Origin of the sequence: Polynucleobacter sp. MWH-Braz-FAM2G (genome assembly GCF_018687635.1) — a bacterium.
Lineage (GTDB): Bacteria > Pseudomonadota > Gammaproteobacteria > Burkholderiales > Burkholderiaceae > Polynucleobacter.
Map to the genome: position 1 here is coordinate 742132 of NZ_CP061300.1, position 16256 is coordinate 758387.

The 16256-nt window shown below is 44.8% G+C and carries 14 protein-coding genes; 11 read left to right on the top strand and 3 right to left on the bottom strand.

Going from position 1 to position 16256, the window contains the following annotated elements; genetic code table 11:
• Nucleotides 1–14: 14 nt before the first annotated feature.
• Genes rlmB through FD973_RS03930 form a run of 3 tightly spaced genes read left to right on the top strand, consistent with a single transcriptional unit; the run spans nt 15 to nt 2151 of the window.
• Nucleotides 15–770, top strand: a complete 756-nt coding sequence (gene rlmB, locus FD973_RS03920; RefSeq protein ID WP_215324319.1) for a 23S rRNA (guanosine(2251)-2'-O)-methyltransferase RlmB — start codon at nt 15–17, stop codon at nt 768–770.
• Between the two features lie 35 nt (nt 771–805).
• The gene (locus FD973_RS03925) at nt 806–994 is read left to right on the top strand and encodes a DUF2892 domain-containing protein (protein WP_215324320.1); all 189 of its coding nucleotides are present in this window, start codon (nt 806–808) and stop codon (nt 992–994) included.
• Between the two features lie 56 nt (nt 995–1050).
• Nucleotides 1051–2151, top strand: a complete 1101-nt coding sequence (locus FD973_RS03930; RefSeq protein WP_215324321.1) for a hypothetical protein — start codon at nt 1051–1053, stop codon at nt 2149–2151.
• Between the two features lie 102 nt (nt 2152–2253).
• Here the strand turns inward: FD973_RS03930 and tal are convergent, their stop codons facing one another.
• On the bottom strand, nt 2254–3231 hold the full coding sequence (gene tal, locus FD973_RS03935) for a transaldolase (RefSeq protein WP_215324322.1): 978 nt from the start codon (nt 3229–3231) through the stop codon (nt 2254–2256).
• Nucleotides 3232–3324: 93 nt separating this feature from the next.
• On the opposite strand from tal, the gene rpiA reads away from it, so the two are divergent.
• The gene (rpiA, locus tag FD973_RS03940) at nt 3325–4035 is read left to right on the top strand and encodes a ribose-5-phosphate isomerase RpiA (protein ID WP_215324323.1); all 711 of its coding nucleotides are present in this window, start codon (nt 3325–3327) and stop codon (nt 4033–4035) included.
• A 243-nt stretch (nt 4036–4278) separates the two neighbouring features.
• On the opposite strand, the gene FD973_RS03945 is transcribed toward rpiA, so the two are convergent.
• Together FD973_RS03945 and argA are read right to left on the bottom strand one after the other, a co-directional pair.
• On the bottom strand, nt 4279–4554 hold the full coding sequence (locus FD973_RS03945) for an oxidative damage protection protein (protein ID WP_215324324.1): 276 nt from the start codon (nt 4552–4554) through the stop codon (nt 4279–4281).
• A gap of 31 nt (nt 4555–4585) precedes the next feature.
• Nucleotides 4586–5950 carry an amino-acid N-acetyltransferase gene (gene argA / locus FD973_RS03950; RefSeq protein WP_215324325.1) on the bottom strand — a complete coding sequence of 455 codons (1365 nt, stop codon included), beginning with the start codon at nt 5948–5950 and terminating at the stop codon, nt 4586–4588.
• Between the two features lie 65 nt (nt 5951–6015).
• Here argA and hrpA point away from each other — a divergent pair, with 65 nt between their 5' ends.
• From hrpA to glnA, 7 genes are all read left to right on the top strand, one after another.
• Nucleotides 6016–10020: an ATP-dependent RNA helicase HrpA gene (gene hrpA / locus FD973_RS03955; protein ID WP_215324326.1), complete on the top strand. Its 4005-nt coding sequence runs from the start codon at nt 6016–6018 to the stop codon at nt 10018–10020.
• A gap of 58 nt (nt 10021–10078) precedes the next feature.
• Complete coding sequence (locus FD973_RS03960) at nt 10079–11125, top strand: cytochrome D1 domain-containing protein (RefSeq protein WP_251368836.1); 1047 nt, start codon at nt 10079–10081, stop codon at nt 11123–11125.
• An 8-nt stretch (nt 11126–11133) separates the two neighbouring features.
• On the top strand, nt 11134–11913 hold the full coding sequence (locus tag FD973_RS03965; protein ID WP_215324327.1) for a polysaccharide deacetylase family protein: 780 nt from the start codon (nt 11134–11136) through the stop codon (nt 11911–11913).
• 3 nt (nt 11914–11916) lie between these two features.
• A complete protein-coding gene (locus tag FD973_RS03970) occupies nt 11917–12888 on the top strand; it encodes a sterol desaturase family protein (protein WP_215324328.1) in 972 nt (323 codons plus the stop codon).
• Between the two features lie 29 nt (nt 12889–12917).
• The gene (locus FD973_RS03975) at nt 12918–13787 is read left to right on the top strand and encodes an EI24 domain-containing protein (RefSeq protein ID WP_215324329.1); all 870 of its coding nucleotides are present in this window, start codon (nt 12918–12920) and stop codon (nt 13785–13787) included.
• Entirely contained in the window at nt 13780–14634 is an 855-nt protein-coding gene (locus tag FD973_RS03980) for a molybdopterin-binding protein (RefSeq protein WP_215324330.1), read from the top strand. Before FD973_RS03975 ends, FD973_RS03980 begins: the two co-directional genes overlap by 8 nt.
• Nucleotides 14635–14839: 205 nt before the next feature.
• Nucleotides 14840–16255, top strand: a complete 1416-nt coding sequence (glnA, locus tag FD973_RS03985) for a type I glutamate--ammonia ligase (RefSeq protein WP_215324331.1) — start codon at nt 14840–14842, stop codon at nt 16253–16255.
• The last annotated feature ends 1 nt before the right edge of the window (nt 16256 follow it).

The following is a 16256-nucleotide window of genomic DNA, read 5'->3' on the forward strand; positions in this document are numbered from 1 at the left end:
GAGTTAATGAAAAAATGAAGCAAATATTAGTTGGATTTCATGCGGTTCAAGCGCGTTTGCGAGTTGATCCAGATAGCTTAAAGTCGGTGTACTTCGATCCTAGTCGTCGCGATAGACGAATGGGTGACTTTCTAAAGCAAGCAGAAGAAATTTTGGGAGAGCGTTTACATGCTGCTGATGCTGAGCGTCTTCATAAGCTTACTGGACATGACCGTCATCAGGGGGTAGTTGCCTTGGCTGAAAGGATGACCATTGCTCGCACGATTACTGAAGTCGTCGAGGACGTTGAAGGCGCTCAAGAGAAGCCTTTATTTTTAGTGTTGGATGGTGTTACCGATCCGCATAACTTTGGCGCCTGTCTGCGGGTAGCCGATGGCGCTGGCGTAGATGCGGTAGTCATCCCCAAAGATCGCTCCGCCTCCATTAATGCCACCGTCAGCAAAGTATCGAGTGGTGCATCAGAAGTGATGCCTGTAATTACAGTAACTAACCTCGTGCGCAGCATGAAAGAGATGCAAGAGGCAGGTGTTTGGCTAATCGGTACTGATGATGAAGCCACTAAATCAATCTATGACATTGATCTTACCGGTTCCATTGGTATTGTGATGGGAGCAGAGGGTGAGGGAATGCGTCGCCTCACCCGAGAGAACTGCGATGAGCTGGTCCGCATTCCTATGCAAGGTGTTGTCTCTAGTTTGAATGTATCAGTCGCAAGTGGCGTATGCTTGTATGAGGCATTAAGACAGCGCTTGGTAAAAGCTGCTAAGTAAACGATTTAAATAATGCGTACAAAAAGGAGTCAACCATGAAATGCAATATTGGACATACTGATCGCGTACTACGCATGACTGTTGGCGTAACACTAATGGGTTTAGCCGGGTTTGGAATTACTGGTCCATGGGCTTGGATTGGGGTTATTCCTTTGTTAACCGGAATGATTGGTAACTGCCCCGCATATTCATTGCTAGGTATCAATACGTCCCAAAGAAAATAGTTAATCTGTTCAGATTGAGCTCATTTACGAGCTAGTTCACATGGAATTCTAGAAAAATGTCGGCTACACTTTCTCCGGAGAAAAAATCCTTTCTTAAATATTGGGCAATTGGAATTTCGATCATCTATATATTGATCGCTATATTGGTGGTTTATATTGTCCAAGGTGAAAAAAGTTTTTCCAACAAAAATCATGCGCTACGCATGGATCCTAATGCAGTTGAGCCTGGCAAAACTCCTCCCGATCCACTGCCAAAAAATACCGACTTTAAGACAGTCAATGTTGGTATTTATTTAGATGGTATCGAAAACCTATCCATCTTAGATTCATATTGGACGCCTACTTTTTATATTTGGTTTCGATGGAAGGGGGATAAGTCACTTAATCCCGGTAAATACTTTAGGCTTGTCGACGGAAAAATCGAAAAGCAAGATCTTCAAGATAGTTACTCTGCTCCCGACGGTACCAACTATGAGCTTTATAAAGTGGTCGCCAAAGTCTCGAAATTCTTTAATACGACACGTGTCCCATTGGATGATCACATGCTCAATATTTATATTGAGGATTCCACCAATGATGTTCGAAAGATGCGGTATGTAGCAGATTCATCGTCTGGAATTAGTTCTCGAGTAAAAATTCCTGGATACAACATTACCGGAATGAGTACGGTTGTGAAACCGCATACTTATAAAACTAGCTATGGAGACCCAAGGGTTGCTGAGGGTGCGCGGACTACATTTAGTGAATATAACTATGGGGTAACCATAAAACGTAATAACATCGGCGTCTTTTTGAAACTCTTTGTTGGTTTGTATGCTGGAGTATTGCTGACTATATGTAGTTTTTATATCCATCCATCTGATACTGGCTCACGTTTTGCGTTGCCATCCGCCTCTTATTTTGGTGTGATTGCAAATGCCTATATGACAACCTCTTTGCTACCTCCTTCTGGATATTTTGGGTTGGCAGACTTAGTCACTTCAATAGGTTTATTTACGATCACCTTATGTGTGATTGCCTCATTAATATCGGTGTATTGTTTCCTGCAAAAAAATGAAAAAGAGTTTTCTCGTCAGGTTGACAAGGTTTCTCGCAGATACATTACAGTCGGATTTATAGCGGTAAATATTCTTTTGCCAGTTTGTGCTTTTTATTAGGAGCACTTAATCACTTTGCATCTTCGGTGGGGGCTCTATTTTCAAGATAGAGTCCTACAGATATCTGTCCTGAAAAGAAAAAATATCTGTAATGAGTCTAAATTACTGAGCTAGCAGCACTTCCAATTTCTCGGTATCAATACAGAAATTGCGGATGCCTTCCGCCAATTTTTCTGTAGCCATTGCATCATTATTAAGTTGTAAGCGGAAACTAGATTCATCTAACTTCAGCGGCGTAATGCCTTCTGTCTGCAGAGCTGCTTGAGCATTTGCTGCACTGAGTTTTTTCTCTACTACAGTATTATTTTGTTGAAGTTCGGCCAATAACTCGGGACTAATGGTGAGTAAATCTACGCCAGCAAGCTCCAGAATTTGGCTGGTGTTTCTGAAGCTGGCACCCATGATTTCTGTTGGAATGCCAAAGTGTTTGTAGTAGTGAAAAATTCTTTTTACTGAAGTGACGCCAGGATCATTTGCGCCGCCATTATTCATATCGCTCCAATTCGAGCCAAGTTTCGCTTTATACCAATCGGTAATACGTCCGACAAAAGGTGAGATGAGTTTGGCATTCGCAGCACCACAAGCGGCAGCTTGGACCAGCGAAAAGAGTAAAGTCATATTGCAATGAATGCCTTCCGCCTCTAATTGCTTGGCGGCAGCAATGCCCTCCCATGTGCCGGCTAACTTAATCAAAATGCGATTGCGGTTTATTCCATGGGATTCATATAAGGCGATTAAGTGTTTTGCTTTGGCTACAGTTCCCTTGGTGTCAAAGGAAAGTCTGGCATCTACTTCGGTTGAAACGCGTCCAGGAACAATTTTGAGAATTTCAAGGCCGAAAGCTACCAAGATATAGTCAACCAAATCGGTTGGGCTCATGCCAGGATGCGCTTCCTTCACAGAGCGTACTAAATCTTGATAGTTACTTTGCTGAGCAGCCTTCAGAATTAATGAAGGGTTGGTAGTGGCATCTTGAGGCTGAAAGACTTGCATGCGCTCAAAATCGCCAGTATCGGCTACAACCGTGGTGAGTTTCTTGAGTTGCTCGAGTTGGCTTATTGCTGAAGAGGTGCTATTCATGGGCTTGCTTGATGCTTTAAAGTAAATTTTTCGTCAATATCATATGATAGATGGAATAATTACTACCTTCCAGTAAAGGTGTTTAATAGGTATATGAATCAAGATCAGTTAAAGCAGATGGTGGGTGAGGCAGCTAGAGATGAGGTGCTAAAGCTGTCTGCTGGCCAGATTTTGGGTATTGGTACTGGATCTACAGCGAACTGCTTTATTGATGCTCTGGCGCCCAATAAAGATCATTTTGCTGGAACTGTTTCTAGTTCGAATGCAACTACTGAGCGCTTACTCAAGCATGGCTTCAAGGTTCTCAATCCCAATGATGTTCAAGAGCTTCCTGCCTATGTAGATGGCGCTGACGAAATTGATCCAGCAGGTCACATGATTAAGGGCGGTGGTGGGGCGCTTACCAGAGAAAAGATTATTGCCTCCATGGCAAAGCAATTTATATGTATTTGCGACTCTTCTAAGCAAGTTCCCGTGCTGGGCAATTTTGCCTTGCCAGTGGAAATCATTCCGCTTGCGCAGGGTGTGGTTACTCGAGAGTTGGAAAAGTTTGGTGGCAAAGTCAGTTTGCGTTTAGCAAAAAATACGCGCGCTGATTTAAATCAAACCCCTAGCGAACCTTTTGTCACCGATAACGGCGGTTGGATCTTGGATATAGCTGGCCTGCAGATTGTCGACCCAGTAAGCATGGAAGCCCGGATTAATCAAATTGCTGGCGTAATTACTGTTGGTCTCTTTGCCAAAGAGAAGGCTAATATTTTGTTGGTTAGCAATGCCGCCGGCGTTGAGCGTATCGCCTTCTAAATTATCCCAAGCTGAATTTAGGTATTAAAAAACCCGACGGGGCATCCCCATCGGGTTGTTTGCCATGGTATGCATGGCACAGGCACTCGGAATAACTAGATCCCTTAGCCTATAAGCGCATAGATGCACTCATTTTTAGTGGCTTTCGCCAATGTGGTGGAACACCATTACTGTCTCACCACGACTTCATCCTATGCCTGTGTTTTCTGCTTGTCAACAAGCAAAATCAATATTGAAAAATATTTATTCGGCTGAAGGAGGTACAAAGCCTTGGGCTGTATCAGCGCCACCTTCAAAGAAGTACTTTTCCACCTGCTTTAAGAGGTATTGGCGAGCACGCGGATCTGCCATATTGAGGCGATTTTCATTGATGAGCATGGTTTGTTGCTTCAACCATCCAGCCCAAGCCTCTTTAGAAACTTGATTCCAAATCTTTTTACCTAGCTCGCCAGGCAATGGTGCGAAATCCATGCCTTCAGCTTCTTTATTTAATTTGATGCATTGAACCATGCGTGCCATCTGTAATGCCTTTCGTATATTGCGATGTATCTTATAAATCTTTAGTTAAAACCATGGACTTGCGGTCCCAGTTGTAAATTTGTTTTCTTTCTTCTGGCAGGTCATCCACTGTTGCTCTTTTAAAACCACGCTTCAGAAACCAATGCTCCGTTCTGGTGGTCAGAACAAATAATTTTTTAATACCTTCTTGTTTAGCGCGCATCTCAATCCGCTTCAGAAGGCGTTCACCATCACCTGAGCCTTGAACATCAGGATCAACTGCCAGACAAGCGAGTTCACCAACCCCATTAGGGAATGGAAAGAGGGCTGCGCATCCGAAAAGGACGCGGTCATGTTCAATTACTGAGAAGCGCGCAATATCGCGCTCAATGACATCTTGACCACGCGCTGCCAAAATACCTTCTTCTTCGAGAGGCATTGTTAATTGCAAAATTCCACCTACGTCATCCTGATTGGCTTCGCGTAAGTTCTCGATATCCGATGAAGCCAGCATCATGCCAATGCCATCATGGGTAAAGAGCTCCTCCAAGAGCGCGCCATCTTGATTGCACGGCAGGAAGTGAACGCGACTCACACCTGCACGAATGGCTCTACCGGAGATATTCAGTAGGCTCTTCATGCCAATGTCCATGTCTTTGTTCTGCGTTACGTATTCTTGTAGCTGTGGCATGGACAATTCGGTGATGAAGTCACCTTCAGCGTCCTTCAGACCATCGTAAGGACTTAAAAAAATCAACTTATCAGCCTTAAGGGCAGCAGCGGTGGATGCGGCCACATCCTCATACGCCAAATTAAATGCTTGACCTGTTGGTGAAAAACCTAAAGGGGAGAGCAACACAATTTTGTTGCTATCTAAAGATTGCCTAATAGACCCGGAGTCTACTTTGCGCACCAGTCCAGTATGAATATAGTCAATGCCTTCAACCACGCCGACTGGCATGGCGGTGATAAAGTTTCCAGAAATCACAGAAATACGTGAGCCTGCCATCGGGGTATTTGGAAGCCCACGGCTAAATGCTGCTTCAATATCGAGGCGAAGTTCACCAGCAGCCTCTTTGACGCACTCTAGTGCTGCTGCATCTGTAATTCGATAAGAGTGCATGGCACTTTTGCCAAACTTGCTCTTAATTTTGCGGAGCATTAGCTGTTCTTCAATTTGCGGCCGAATACCGTGAACCAGCACAATACGCATACCCATAGCATGTAGCATGGCAATATCTTCAATGAGATTTTCCAGGCCAGATTCTTGAACAAGTTCACCTGCGAAGGCGATCACAAAAGTCTTTTCGCGGAAGCTGTGGATGTAGGGCGCAACATCGCGTAACCACCCTACGAAAGGGAAGTTGGAGGTAGATTCTTCGGCGCTTGTGGCAGGATTCGGTGCATTTGTTGGCATAGTGAGAAAATTATAGGGTGCAAGAGCCCATAAACCAACAAAAACCCAAAGCAAGGCCTCAGCCTGTGTCTGCTTCCAACACCGCGCGTAGGCTAGAAATTCTGTTTCCAGAGGAATTGCCGGTCTCGGGTCAGCGTCAACTGATCAAGGATGCCTTACAGAGTCATCAGGTGGTGATTGTTTGTGGGGAGACGGGTTCAGGCAAGACTACGCAATTGCCCAAAATTTGCTTAGATCTTGGTCGGGGCACTATCAATGGCGGCAAGTTGATTGGCCATACACAACCACGCCGAATTGCGGCAACTGCCACTGCTAAAAGAATTGCCCAAGAGCTCGGATCACCCATTGGTCAAGATGTCGGTTACCAAGTTCGCTTTGCCGATAAAACCAGTAAGACAGCCTCTATTAAGTTAATGACCGATGGCATCTTATTAGCTGAGACGCAGCGCGACCCACAGTTAAAGGCTTATGACACCCTCATTATTGATGAGGCTCATGAGCGTAGCCTGAATATCGATTTTCTATTGGGCTACCTACGTCAGCTACTTCCTAAGCGTCCAGATCTAAAACTGATTATCACTTCAGCAACGATCGATGCACAACGTTTTGCAGAGCACTTTGCGGTGAACGGCAAAGTAGCTCCCGTTATTGAGGTGAGTGGTCGATTGTTTCCAGTCGAGCAGCGATATGCACCACTAGAGCCAGACGCGAAGTCTGATGGGAAGAAAGAGTCCAAGGCTGCCAAAGAAATTCCGGATGCGGTAGCTGAGGAGATTGCCAATTTGTGGCGCGAGGGTGCCGCAGGTGCCGGTGATGTATTGGTTTTTCTGCCTGGTGAGCGCGAGATACGCGATTGTGCAGAAGTATTGCGCAAGGATCATGTTTTGCAACAGCGTTTTCACCCAGAGATTTTGAGTCTCTTTGCTCGGCAATCTGTTGCAGAACAAGAGAGAGTATTTAATCCTGGTAATGGCCGTCGAATTATTTTGACGACTAACGTAGCGGAAACCTCATTGACCGTTCCCAATATTCGCTATGTGATAGACAGCGGCTTGGCGCGCGTCAAGCGCTACTCATATCGTAATAAGGTGGAACAGCTTCAAATTGAACCTATCTCACAAGCGGCTGCCAATCAACGGGCTGGTCGTTGTGGACGGGTATCTGATGGTATTTGTGTACGCCTCTACAGTGAGCAAGATTATCAAGGGCGTCCTAAATTTACCGATCCAGAGATATTGCGTAGCTCACTGGCGGCGGTGCTTTTGCGAATGAGCTCATTGCGCCTGCCAAAAATTCAGCATTTCCCATTTATTGATAAACCCTTAGGTAGAGCCATTGCCGACGGGGTGCAACTTCTCGATGAATTAGGTGCAATAGAGTTTGATGAGCCAGAGACAGTTAATGACAAAGACATTAACAATAGCTTTAGGCTCACCGCAATTGGTAAGCAATTGGCTGATTTGCCTCTAGATCCACGCATAGGCAGAATGCTGTTGGCTGCAAAAGAGCAGAACGCTCTGAAGGAAGTCACCATCATCGCTTCAGCATTAGCCACCCAAGATCCGCGAGATCGACCAATGGATCAAGCTGCTGCGGCAGATCAAGCGCACTTGCAATTTGCGGATGAGCGTTCTGAATTTTTGAGTTTTGTCAAACTCTGGAATTGGTATCAAGATGCTTTGCAACATAAGCATAGCAACCGACAATTTGAGAATCTTTGTAAAAGTAAATTTCTTTCACCGCGTCGCTTGCGTGAGTGGCGTGATGTCCATGGTCAACTGCATACGATGTTGGGCGAAAAGGGTTGGAAAGAAAATGGTTTGGCTGCTAATTATGAGCAAATACATCTCTCTTTATTAACGGGTCTTTTGGGTTATGTGGCCAAAAAAGAAGAGGATGAAAAATCTCTCGACCGTAATAGTAAAACTGGTGGATATGTTGGTGCACGCGGTATTCGCCCATTTATCTGGCCTGGTTCAACGATTGGTAAAAAAGCGGGTGCGTGGATTTTGGCTGGAGAGTTGCAAGAAACCAATCGTATGTATGCGCGTACCATTGCCAAAATCGAACCACAGTGGGTAGAGCGGGTCGCAGCACACCGCCTGATTAAATCATTGAGTGATCCGTTTTGGGATAACCGCCAAGGTGAAGTGATGGCGTTTGAGAGGGGCACTCTATATGGTTTGCCGATTTATCACGGGCGCAGGGTGCGATACGAGCCACATCATCCTGATGAAGCAAGAGAGTTATTTATTCGGCAAGCATTAGTGCAAGGGGAGATGTTCGGACGCATGGATACTCCCGCTCTCCAACGCGAGACCGAAGCAGATGCAAGGAAGAAATACCCCAATCTTTTTGGTTTTTTCTGGCACAACCGACGCCTAATTAAAGAAATTGAAGCCTTAGAGCATCGGTCTCGTCGACCAGATGTGCTGGTTGATGATGAACTGCTGTTTGCTTTTTATGACTCGCGCATTCCTAAGGGGGTATGCAGTCGCGAGGGTCTAAAGGCTTGGCTATCAAAGGAAAAAGACAAAGATGCCGAACTCGATAGTCAACTCCGTCTAGCAAAAGCGGATTTGATGCGCCATGAAGCTGCTGGCATCACTGTTGACCGTTACCCTAAAACAATGCTCGTGGGAGGCGCTCAGCTCAGCCTGACTTATCACTTTGAACCTGGCAGCCCAAAGGATGGTGTAACACTCGTTGTTCCTTTAACCCAACTCAATCAAGTAGATGGTCGTCGCTGCGATTGGCTCGTTCCTGGTATGTGCGAGGAGAAGGTGTTGCTACTTTTAAAGTCGCTACCGCAGAAATTACGTCGCCATTGTGTACCTTTGCCTGAATATGCGAAGTCTTATCTAGAACGACAGCTTGATGCAAAACAGTTCGGCGTAGGTGATTTTTTGGATAGTCTCATTAGCGACATTCGTAAAGAGCGAGGATTGGAAATAAAGCGTACGGACTTTAGGCCAGAGTCTTTACCATTGCACTCATCGATGAATTTTCGTTTGATTGACGAACATGGGCGTCAGCTGGAGGTAGAGCGAAATCTAGCGCGCTTGCGTTCAGAATATGGCGAAACCGCTCGCAATGCTTTCCAAGCGATTGCTCAAGAAACCGCACAGGCTGAATTGGGGGTGGAAATTGCTCCTAAATCGAGCGATGACCAACAATCCAAAGGAAGTGCCCGCATGGTAGAGCAGGGCGGTTATCGCACTTGGGAATTTGGCGAACTACCTGAAACTTTAGAAATTCAGAAGGGCAATAAAACTTTACTTGGCTACCCAGCATTAGTAGATCGAGTTGATTACTGTGACTTAGAGGTTTTTGATGACTTGTTGGAAGCTCGAAAGCAGCATGCCCTTGGACTGCGACGACTATTTGCTTTAAGCAACAAAGACACACTTAAAGCATTGCAAAAGCAGTTGCCTGGCATTCGAGAATTGGGATTGTTATTTATTAATGTCGGGTCAGTGGATGGTTTGATAGAACAGATTCTGAATTTGGCATTAGAACGGGCTTTTATGTCCGAGCCACTCCCTGTAAATACAGATCAATTTGCGGAACGCTTGCAAGCAGGTAAGCCAAGATTGGCGCTGATTGCGCAAGAAATCTCGCGTCACACCTTAAATGCATTACAGGCTCATGCAGATTTGCAGAAAAAGATCGTGAGTGCAAAAGCGGTATCGCCAAGTGCTTATGCGGATATTCAAACCCAAATACAAGGTCTCATCTTCCCCAAGTTTGTTGCAGACATTCCATATTCTCAGTTAGTCCATGTGCCACGCTATTTGAAGGCGATTGCAATGCGGATTGATAAATTGCGGTCGAATCCGAGTCGCGATGCGCAATGTCAAAAGGACTGGGAATCTGTTGCTCGTCCTTGGCACAAGCTATTACAAGGAAAGAAAGGTTCTACTTCATATACGCTGAACGAAGATCCTGCTTTAAACGATTTTCGTTGGCAACTCGAAGAGTTAAGGGTGGCATTATTTGCCCAAGAGCTGAAAACTCCCACCCCAATGTCCTTAAAAAGACTAGAAAAGGTTTTAGCCAGCTTGCGCTAAGTCAAATCCACGGGCGATTAGAGGGTATTTATTCTCCCCGATTGCTTACAATGTGGGTATGTATACATTTATTAAAAATAGAGGTTTTCACGCCTTAGCAGCCTATACAGTATTGGCGCTTTTGATGGTGAACCACAATGCTTTTGCTCAGACGGGTAATTCGGCAACGCCTTCCTCATCCACTAGTTCAATCAATCAGCCGAAGTTGGCGGTCATTCTGAATTCTGGCGAAGCTTCTGTTAGCTTAATAGACATGACCACTCGTCAAGTCGTAAAGACTGTGCCAGTTGGAAAAGAGCCGCATCACTTGATGATGACTCCTGACCAAAAAACCTTATTGATTGCAAATGCCGCTGGTAATGATGTCGTTCTCATGAACCCGACTACTGGTGAGTTGACTGGCAAGATTCCAAACATCATCGATCCATATCAAATTGGTTACTCACCAAATCACAAATGGTTTGTGGCTAATGGTAATCGTTTAGATCGTGTAGATATTTATGCCGCTGATGGCGCAAATCTAAAATTAGCCAAGACAGTGAAGTTGGCGAAAACTCCGAGTCACATTGCCTTTACTTCCGATAGCAAAATTGCATTCATTACCTTGCAAGATTCCAGTGAGTTAGCTGCGATTGATCTTGAGACGCAAAACGTTTTGTGGGTGATGCCAACAGGAAAAGTACCGGCTGGATTGTGGATGACCCCAGGTGATCAATATCTCCTAGTCGGAATCACTGGAGATGACTATGTGCAGGTAATAGATTGGAAGACTCGTAAAGAAGTTAAACGTATTCCTACTGGCAAAGGCGCCCATAATTTCCGTCCATTGGGTGATAAGAAGCATGTCTTCGTCAGTAACCGCATAGCTTCCACTATTAGCTTGATTAATATGCAAACCTTAGAAAAGGTTGGCGATATTACTGGTCTTCCAGCTGGACCAGATGATATGGAAATCACTCCAGATGGCAAAACGATGTGGGTGACCTTTCGTTTCTCCAAAAAAGTTGGCGTGATTGATATCTCAACAATGAAACTTGTAACCGTCATCCCAGTGGGCAAATCACCTCATGGTGTCTTCTTTACTCCAAGGGCTGCATGGGAATAAAGGCCGCAATGAGTTATTCCGTGTTTACACGTCTTGCAGCCGCGCTTTTGCTCGGCTGTTTTTCATTGGGATGCATTGCTCAGGTTGCAGAGTGTAAAAAGAAGGTTTACTTGACTTTTGATACAGGCAATATGTCGGTCGCGGAGAAAGTAGCGGAGATTTTGAAGCGACAAAATGTAAAAGCTACCTTTTTCTTGGCTAATGAGAAAACCTTCCGTGGTGATTTTTCGTTAGATGATTCCTGGAAAGCTTATTGGCAAGAACGCGTTAAAGAAGGCCATCATTTTGGAAGCCATACTTATGACCACACTTACTTTGTCAAAGATGGTCCGAAGGGGGAGGTTTTTGAAAAGCCTCAGTTTGGGCCTAAAGCTGGGATGACGCTCTTGTATAACGAAGCGGCTATGTGCAAAGAAATCCGTAGAGTAGATCAGCGTTTCCAAGAGTTAACTGATCAACCATTGCAGAGAATATGGCGTGCTCCTGGTGGTAAAACTTCTCCAACCTTAATTCGGATGGGGGATATGTGTGGGTATCAACATATTGGCTGGGCTTCCGCTGGTTTTTTAGGGGATGAGCTGAATTCCGATAAACATCCGAATAGCCAACTTTTGGATAAAGCCAGTCGTACTATTGCTGATGGCGATATCACAATGGCCCATTTAGGTATCTGGTCCAGAAAAGATCCATGGGCACCTGCTGTTCTCGAGCAACTTATCATGAACCTAAAGGGTCGCGGGTTTTGCTTTGGTCTTCTACCCAAAGATTTGGCAAATGCGTCAAAATAAAGCATGGATTTCTCAGTCATTACCGCATCGATTTCAAGTGTCTACGGCAGTCTTCAGGAGTTTCTGTTCTCTGAGGTTGCTGGACCCATCCTCTACCAATTTGATTTAATGTCTTGGGCTGAAGATGTGTTTGATGGGATTGACTGGTTCTTGTTTGGTTGTGTGCAAATTTTCTTAATCTTTTTTGTTTTAAGAACTTGGGAGCGAATAGTTCCAGCAGAAAAGCAAGAGCGCTTTGCAAAATCAAGTAGGGCGGATGTAATCTATACATTGTTTCATCGCCTTGGAATTTTCCATGGACTCATCTTTATCCTTTTATCAGGATTCTTTTTTGAGCTCGATTCCATACTGCATGACTTTCGTTTTGGCAGATTGAATGTGGAGTCATGGTGGCCAGGGGTGACTTCAATCCCAGCAGTTAGCTTTTTGATCTACCTTATTCTCTTAGACTTTGTAGATTATCTTTATCATCGCGCTTCGCATACGTTTAATTGGTGGTGGCAATTACATGCTTTGCATCACAGTCAAACGGTAATGACGGCTTGGTCAGATAACCGTAATCATATTTTGGACGATATTATGCGTGCCGTTTTGATGGCTTTCTTCGCGCTGTTGTTTGGAGTATCGCCAGGTCAATTTATCGCCCTAGTTGCCTTAAGTCAATTTATCCAAAGTTGGCAACATGCCAATATCAAAATTGACCTTGGTCCAGCGCGCTATTTGCTGATTTCACCGATGTACCATCGCATGCATCATGCTGTGGGATATGGGCATGAAGCTAAAGGTAAGCCAGGCGTTTTAGGCGGTTGCAATTTTGGAATTTTATTTCCATGGTGGGACATGCTGTTTAACACAGCCATCTTCCCAAAAGAGGTCTATCCTACGGGGGTAAGAAATTTGTCAGTTTCGCAAAATATTCTTACCCAGCAATGGCAGGGCTTAGTGCACGCTATTAAAGAATTAAAGCCTAAATAGATTTCAATCTAGAGGCAATGGGGGGTGGTATGGTCGGATTGCAACAAGTATTTAAATCATTTGGTATGGCCTTAGTTGGGACCATGCATCCTCGTATGTTGTGGCTGAGTTTGCGACCATTTTTGATTGTATCGATTTTGTGGGGTTGTCTGATTTGGTTGATTTGGACCCCGGCACTGGAAGCCCTAAGCGTTTTTTTAACGACATCTATCTTTACTAGTTGGATACAAGAGGGACTCATTTGGGCTGGTTTTGAAAATGCCAGAGCATGGATTGCACCACTTTTCTTTGTGATGCTCATCATTCCACTGATTACGATTAGCTTATTAGTCTTTATCGCTTTCTCAACTGTTCCTGCGATTGTGAAGATCGCTTGTAAGCAATCGCAATACCAAGATCTAGAGTGCAAGCGTGGGGGCGGAATCTTTGGAAGCATAATTTACAGCTTGTGGTCTGCATTGCTATGCCTCGTTTTAGTAATGCTCACCCTGCCAGTTTGGTGGGTTCCTCCATTAGTAGCGGTCTTGCCACCATTGCTATGGGGTTGGTTAACAATGCGTCTTATGTCTTACGATGTTCTCGCCAAACATGCGAGCTCTGAAGAGCGGGATCAGCTCCTTGAAAAATATCGTTGGCCATTGCTTTGTATGGGAATTGCCTCCGGAATGCTTGGTGCAGTGCCAACTTTCTTTTGGGCCACATCCGCATTAGCCTTGGTGCTGTTTCCAGTCGTCAGCTTTGTGGCGTTGTGGATTTATTCCCTCATATTTGTATTTGCAGCGCTTTGGTTTAGCTACTTCTTGTTAGATGCTCTGAAGCAATTAAGAGATGAAGAGTTAGATAAGGCGCTGACAGTGCAATCGCGTGTAGTTGATATGGAACTTCCTTACCATGGTTGATGCAATTAAAAAAGTAGAAGTCGAAGAGGTAAAAAAAGAACAGCGTCGTTTTGGTTTAATTGTGATTGGCGATGAAATTTTGTCCGGTCGCCGTCAAGATAAGCACATGAGTAAGCTGATTGAATTGCTCAATGAACGAGGTCTTAGTCTCGCATGGGCAAAATATGTTGCCGATGATCCTAAGCAAATTACTGCCACTCTAAAAGAAAGCTTTGCGAGTGGGGATGTGGTGTTTAGTACAGGCGGTATTGGCGCTACGCCAGATGATCACACTCGTCAATGCGCGGCTCTTGCGTTGGGAACAAAAACAGAACTTCATCCTTCTGCTCAAGAATTGATTGCGGGACGTATTCAGTCAATGGCCGAGGGTGATCCCATTAAGTCAGACTTAAGCACTCCTGAAAATCAGCAGCGCTTCAAGATGGGCGAGTTTCCGATTGGTAGTGAGATCATTCCGAACCCTTATAACCAAATCCCAGGCTTTCGGATACGTGAGCATCACTTTGTCCCTGGCTTCCCAGTAATGGCTGCGCCGATGATGGCTTGGTGTTTAGATACCCATTACAAAGATTTATTTCATCAAGAGAATTGGGCAGAGCGGAGTTTTATTGTGCCCAAAGGAATTGAGTCCACTTTGACGCCACTGATGGAGCATATTGAGGCTAACTATCCTGGGGTGAAGGTGTTTAGCCTGCCATCGGTAGGGGACGCTAGCAAGGGCGGTGTTTACGCCCAGCGACATATCGAATTGGGCATCAAAGGCAACGCAAACCTTCTTGAAAGTGCTTGGATTGCCTTAAGAACGGGCGCACAAGAGTTGGGTTATGAAATTCACGATATCAGTTAAGCCTAAACGCACTAAAAAGGTGCAAATAGTCTTTTATTAGGCTTTAAGACTGATAATTGGGCACTTTAATAGTGCAATAATAAGGGTTCCCATTTGTTTGCTTCAGTAAATTACATACATCCATTAGGCATGTTTGGTGCCTGGAATAAACAAGGGTGTATGCCTTAAGTTTTGATTCCGAATTTAGTTAACAGAGGAGATTTGCATGACGAAGACCGTCGCTGATGTGATGAAGTTGGTTAAAGAGAAAGAGTGTACTTTTGTTGATTTTCGCTTTGTAGATACAAAGGGTAAAGAGCAGCACACAACAGTACCTATCTCTGCATTTGACGAAGACAAATTTGAGAGTGGTCATGCATTTGACGGCTCTTCTATTGCTGGCTGGAAGGGTATTGAAGCTTCAGATATGTTGCTTAAACCAGATCCAACAGCTGCATACATTGATCCATTCTATGAAGAGCCAACATTGGTTCTCACATGTGACGTTATCGAGCCAGCAGATGGCAAAGGTTACGATCGCGATCCACGCTCTATTGCAAAACGTGCTGAAGCGTATTTGAAGAGCACTGGTATTGGCGATGCTGCTTACTTTGGTCCAGAGCCAGAATTCTTTATTTTTGACGGCGTTCGTTGGGGTGCCGATATGCAAGGTTGCTTCGTAAAGATTGATTCTGAAGAAGCGCCATGGTCATCATCTAAAGAAATCGAAGGCGGCAATACTGGTCATCGTCCAGGTAAAAAAGGCGGCTACTTCCCAGTTGCTCCAGTAGATACATTCCAAGATATGCGTTCCGAAATGTGCTTGATTCTCGAATCATTGGGCATTCCAGTTGAAGTTCATCACCATGAAGTTGCTGGTCAAGGCCAAAACGAATTGGGAACCAAGTTCAGCACATTGGTACAGCGTGCTGACTGGACTATCTGGCAGAAGTACGTTATTCAAAACGTTGCGCATGCTTATGGCAAGACAGCAACATTTATGCCTAAGCCAGTAGTTGGCGATAACGGTTCTGGTATGCACGTTCACCAATCTGTTTGGAAAAACGGTGAGAACTTGTTTGCTGGTAATGGTTACGCAGGTTTGTCAGAGTTTGCTCTGTTCTACATCGGCGGCATCATCAAGCACGCGAAGGCATTAAACGCAATTACTAACCCAGGTACAAACTCATACAAGCGTTTGGTTCCAGGTTTTGAGGCGCCAGTGAAGTTGGCATACTCAGCACGTAATCGTTCTGCTTCTATCCGTATTCCACACGTTGCTAATCCAAAGGGTCGTCGTATTGAGACTCGCTTCCCAGATCCATTGGCTAACCCATACTTGGCATTCTCTGCCTTGTTGATGGCTGGTTTGGATGGTGTTCAGAACAAGATTCATCCAGGCGAAGCTGCTGACAAGAACTTGTATGACTTGCCACCAGAAGAAGATGCAAAGATCCCAACCGTTTGCGCGAGCTTGGAAGAAGCATTGGATGCATTGAGGAAAGATCACGAGTTCTTGACTCGCGGTGGAGTATTCACTGAATCAATGATTGATGCATATATCAATTTGAAGATGGAAGATGTCACACGTTTCCGTATGACAACTCATCCAATCGAATTTGATATGTACTACTCCCTGTAAG

What these genes read in the sequence shown, in the direction of transcription:
- FD973_RS03975 (WP_215324329.1), top strand. Translation starts at nt 12,918, where the DNA reads ATGGTCGGATTGCAACAAGTATTTAAATCATTTGGTATGGCCTTAGTT.
- rlmB (WP_215324319.1), top strand. Translation starts at nt 15, where the DNA reads ATGAAGCAAATATTAGTTGGATTTCATGCGGTTCAAGCGCGTTTGCGA.
- FD973_RS03930 (WP_215324321.1), top strand. Translation starts at nt 1,051, where the DNA reads ATGTCGGCTACACTTTCTCCGGAGAAAAAATCCTTTCTTAAATATTGG.
- glnA (WP_215324331.1), top strand. Translation starts at nt 14,840, where the DNA reads ATGACGAAGACCGTCGCTGATGTGATGAAGTTGGTTAAAGAGAAAGAG.
- tal (WP_215324322.1), bottom strand. Translation starts at nt 3,231, where the DNA reads ATGAATAGCACCTCTTCAGCAATAAGCCAACTCGAGCAACTCAAGAAA.
- FD973_RS03965 (WP_215324327.1), top strand. Translation starts at nt 11,134, where the DNA reads ATGAGTTATTCCGTGTTTACACGTCTTGCAGCCGCGCTTTTGCTCGGC.
- FD973_RS03970 (WP_215324328.1), top strand. Translation starts at nt 11,917, where the DNA reads ATGGATTTCTCAGTCATTACCGCATCGATTTCAAGTGTCTACGGCAGT.
- FD973_RS03945 (WP_215324324.1), bottom strand. Translation starts at nt 4,554, where the DNA reads ATGGCACGCATGGTTCAATGCATCAAATTAAATAAAGAAGCTGAAGGC.
- argA (WP_215324325.1), bottom strand. Translation starts at nt 5,950, where the DNA reads ATGCCAACAAATGCACCGAATCCTGCCACAAGCGCCGAAGAATCTACC.
- FD973_RS03960 (WP_251368836.1), top strand. Translation starts at nt 10,079, where the DNA reads ATGTATACATTTATTAAAAATAGAGGTTTTCACGCCTTAGCAGCCTAT.
- FD973_RS03980 (WP_215324330.1), top strand. Translation starts at nt 13,780, where the DNA reads ATGGTTGATGCAATTAAAAAAGTAGAAGTCGAAGAGGTAAAAAAAGAA.
- rpiA (WP_215324323.1), top strand. Translation starts at nt 3,325, where the DNA reads ATGAATCAAGATCAGTTAAAGCAGATGGTGGGTGAGGCAGCTAGAGAT.
- FD973_RS03925 (WP_215324320.1), top strand. Translation starts at nt 806, where the DNA reads ATGAAATGCAATATTGGACATACTGATCGCGTACTACGCATGACTGTT.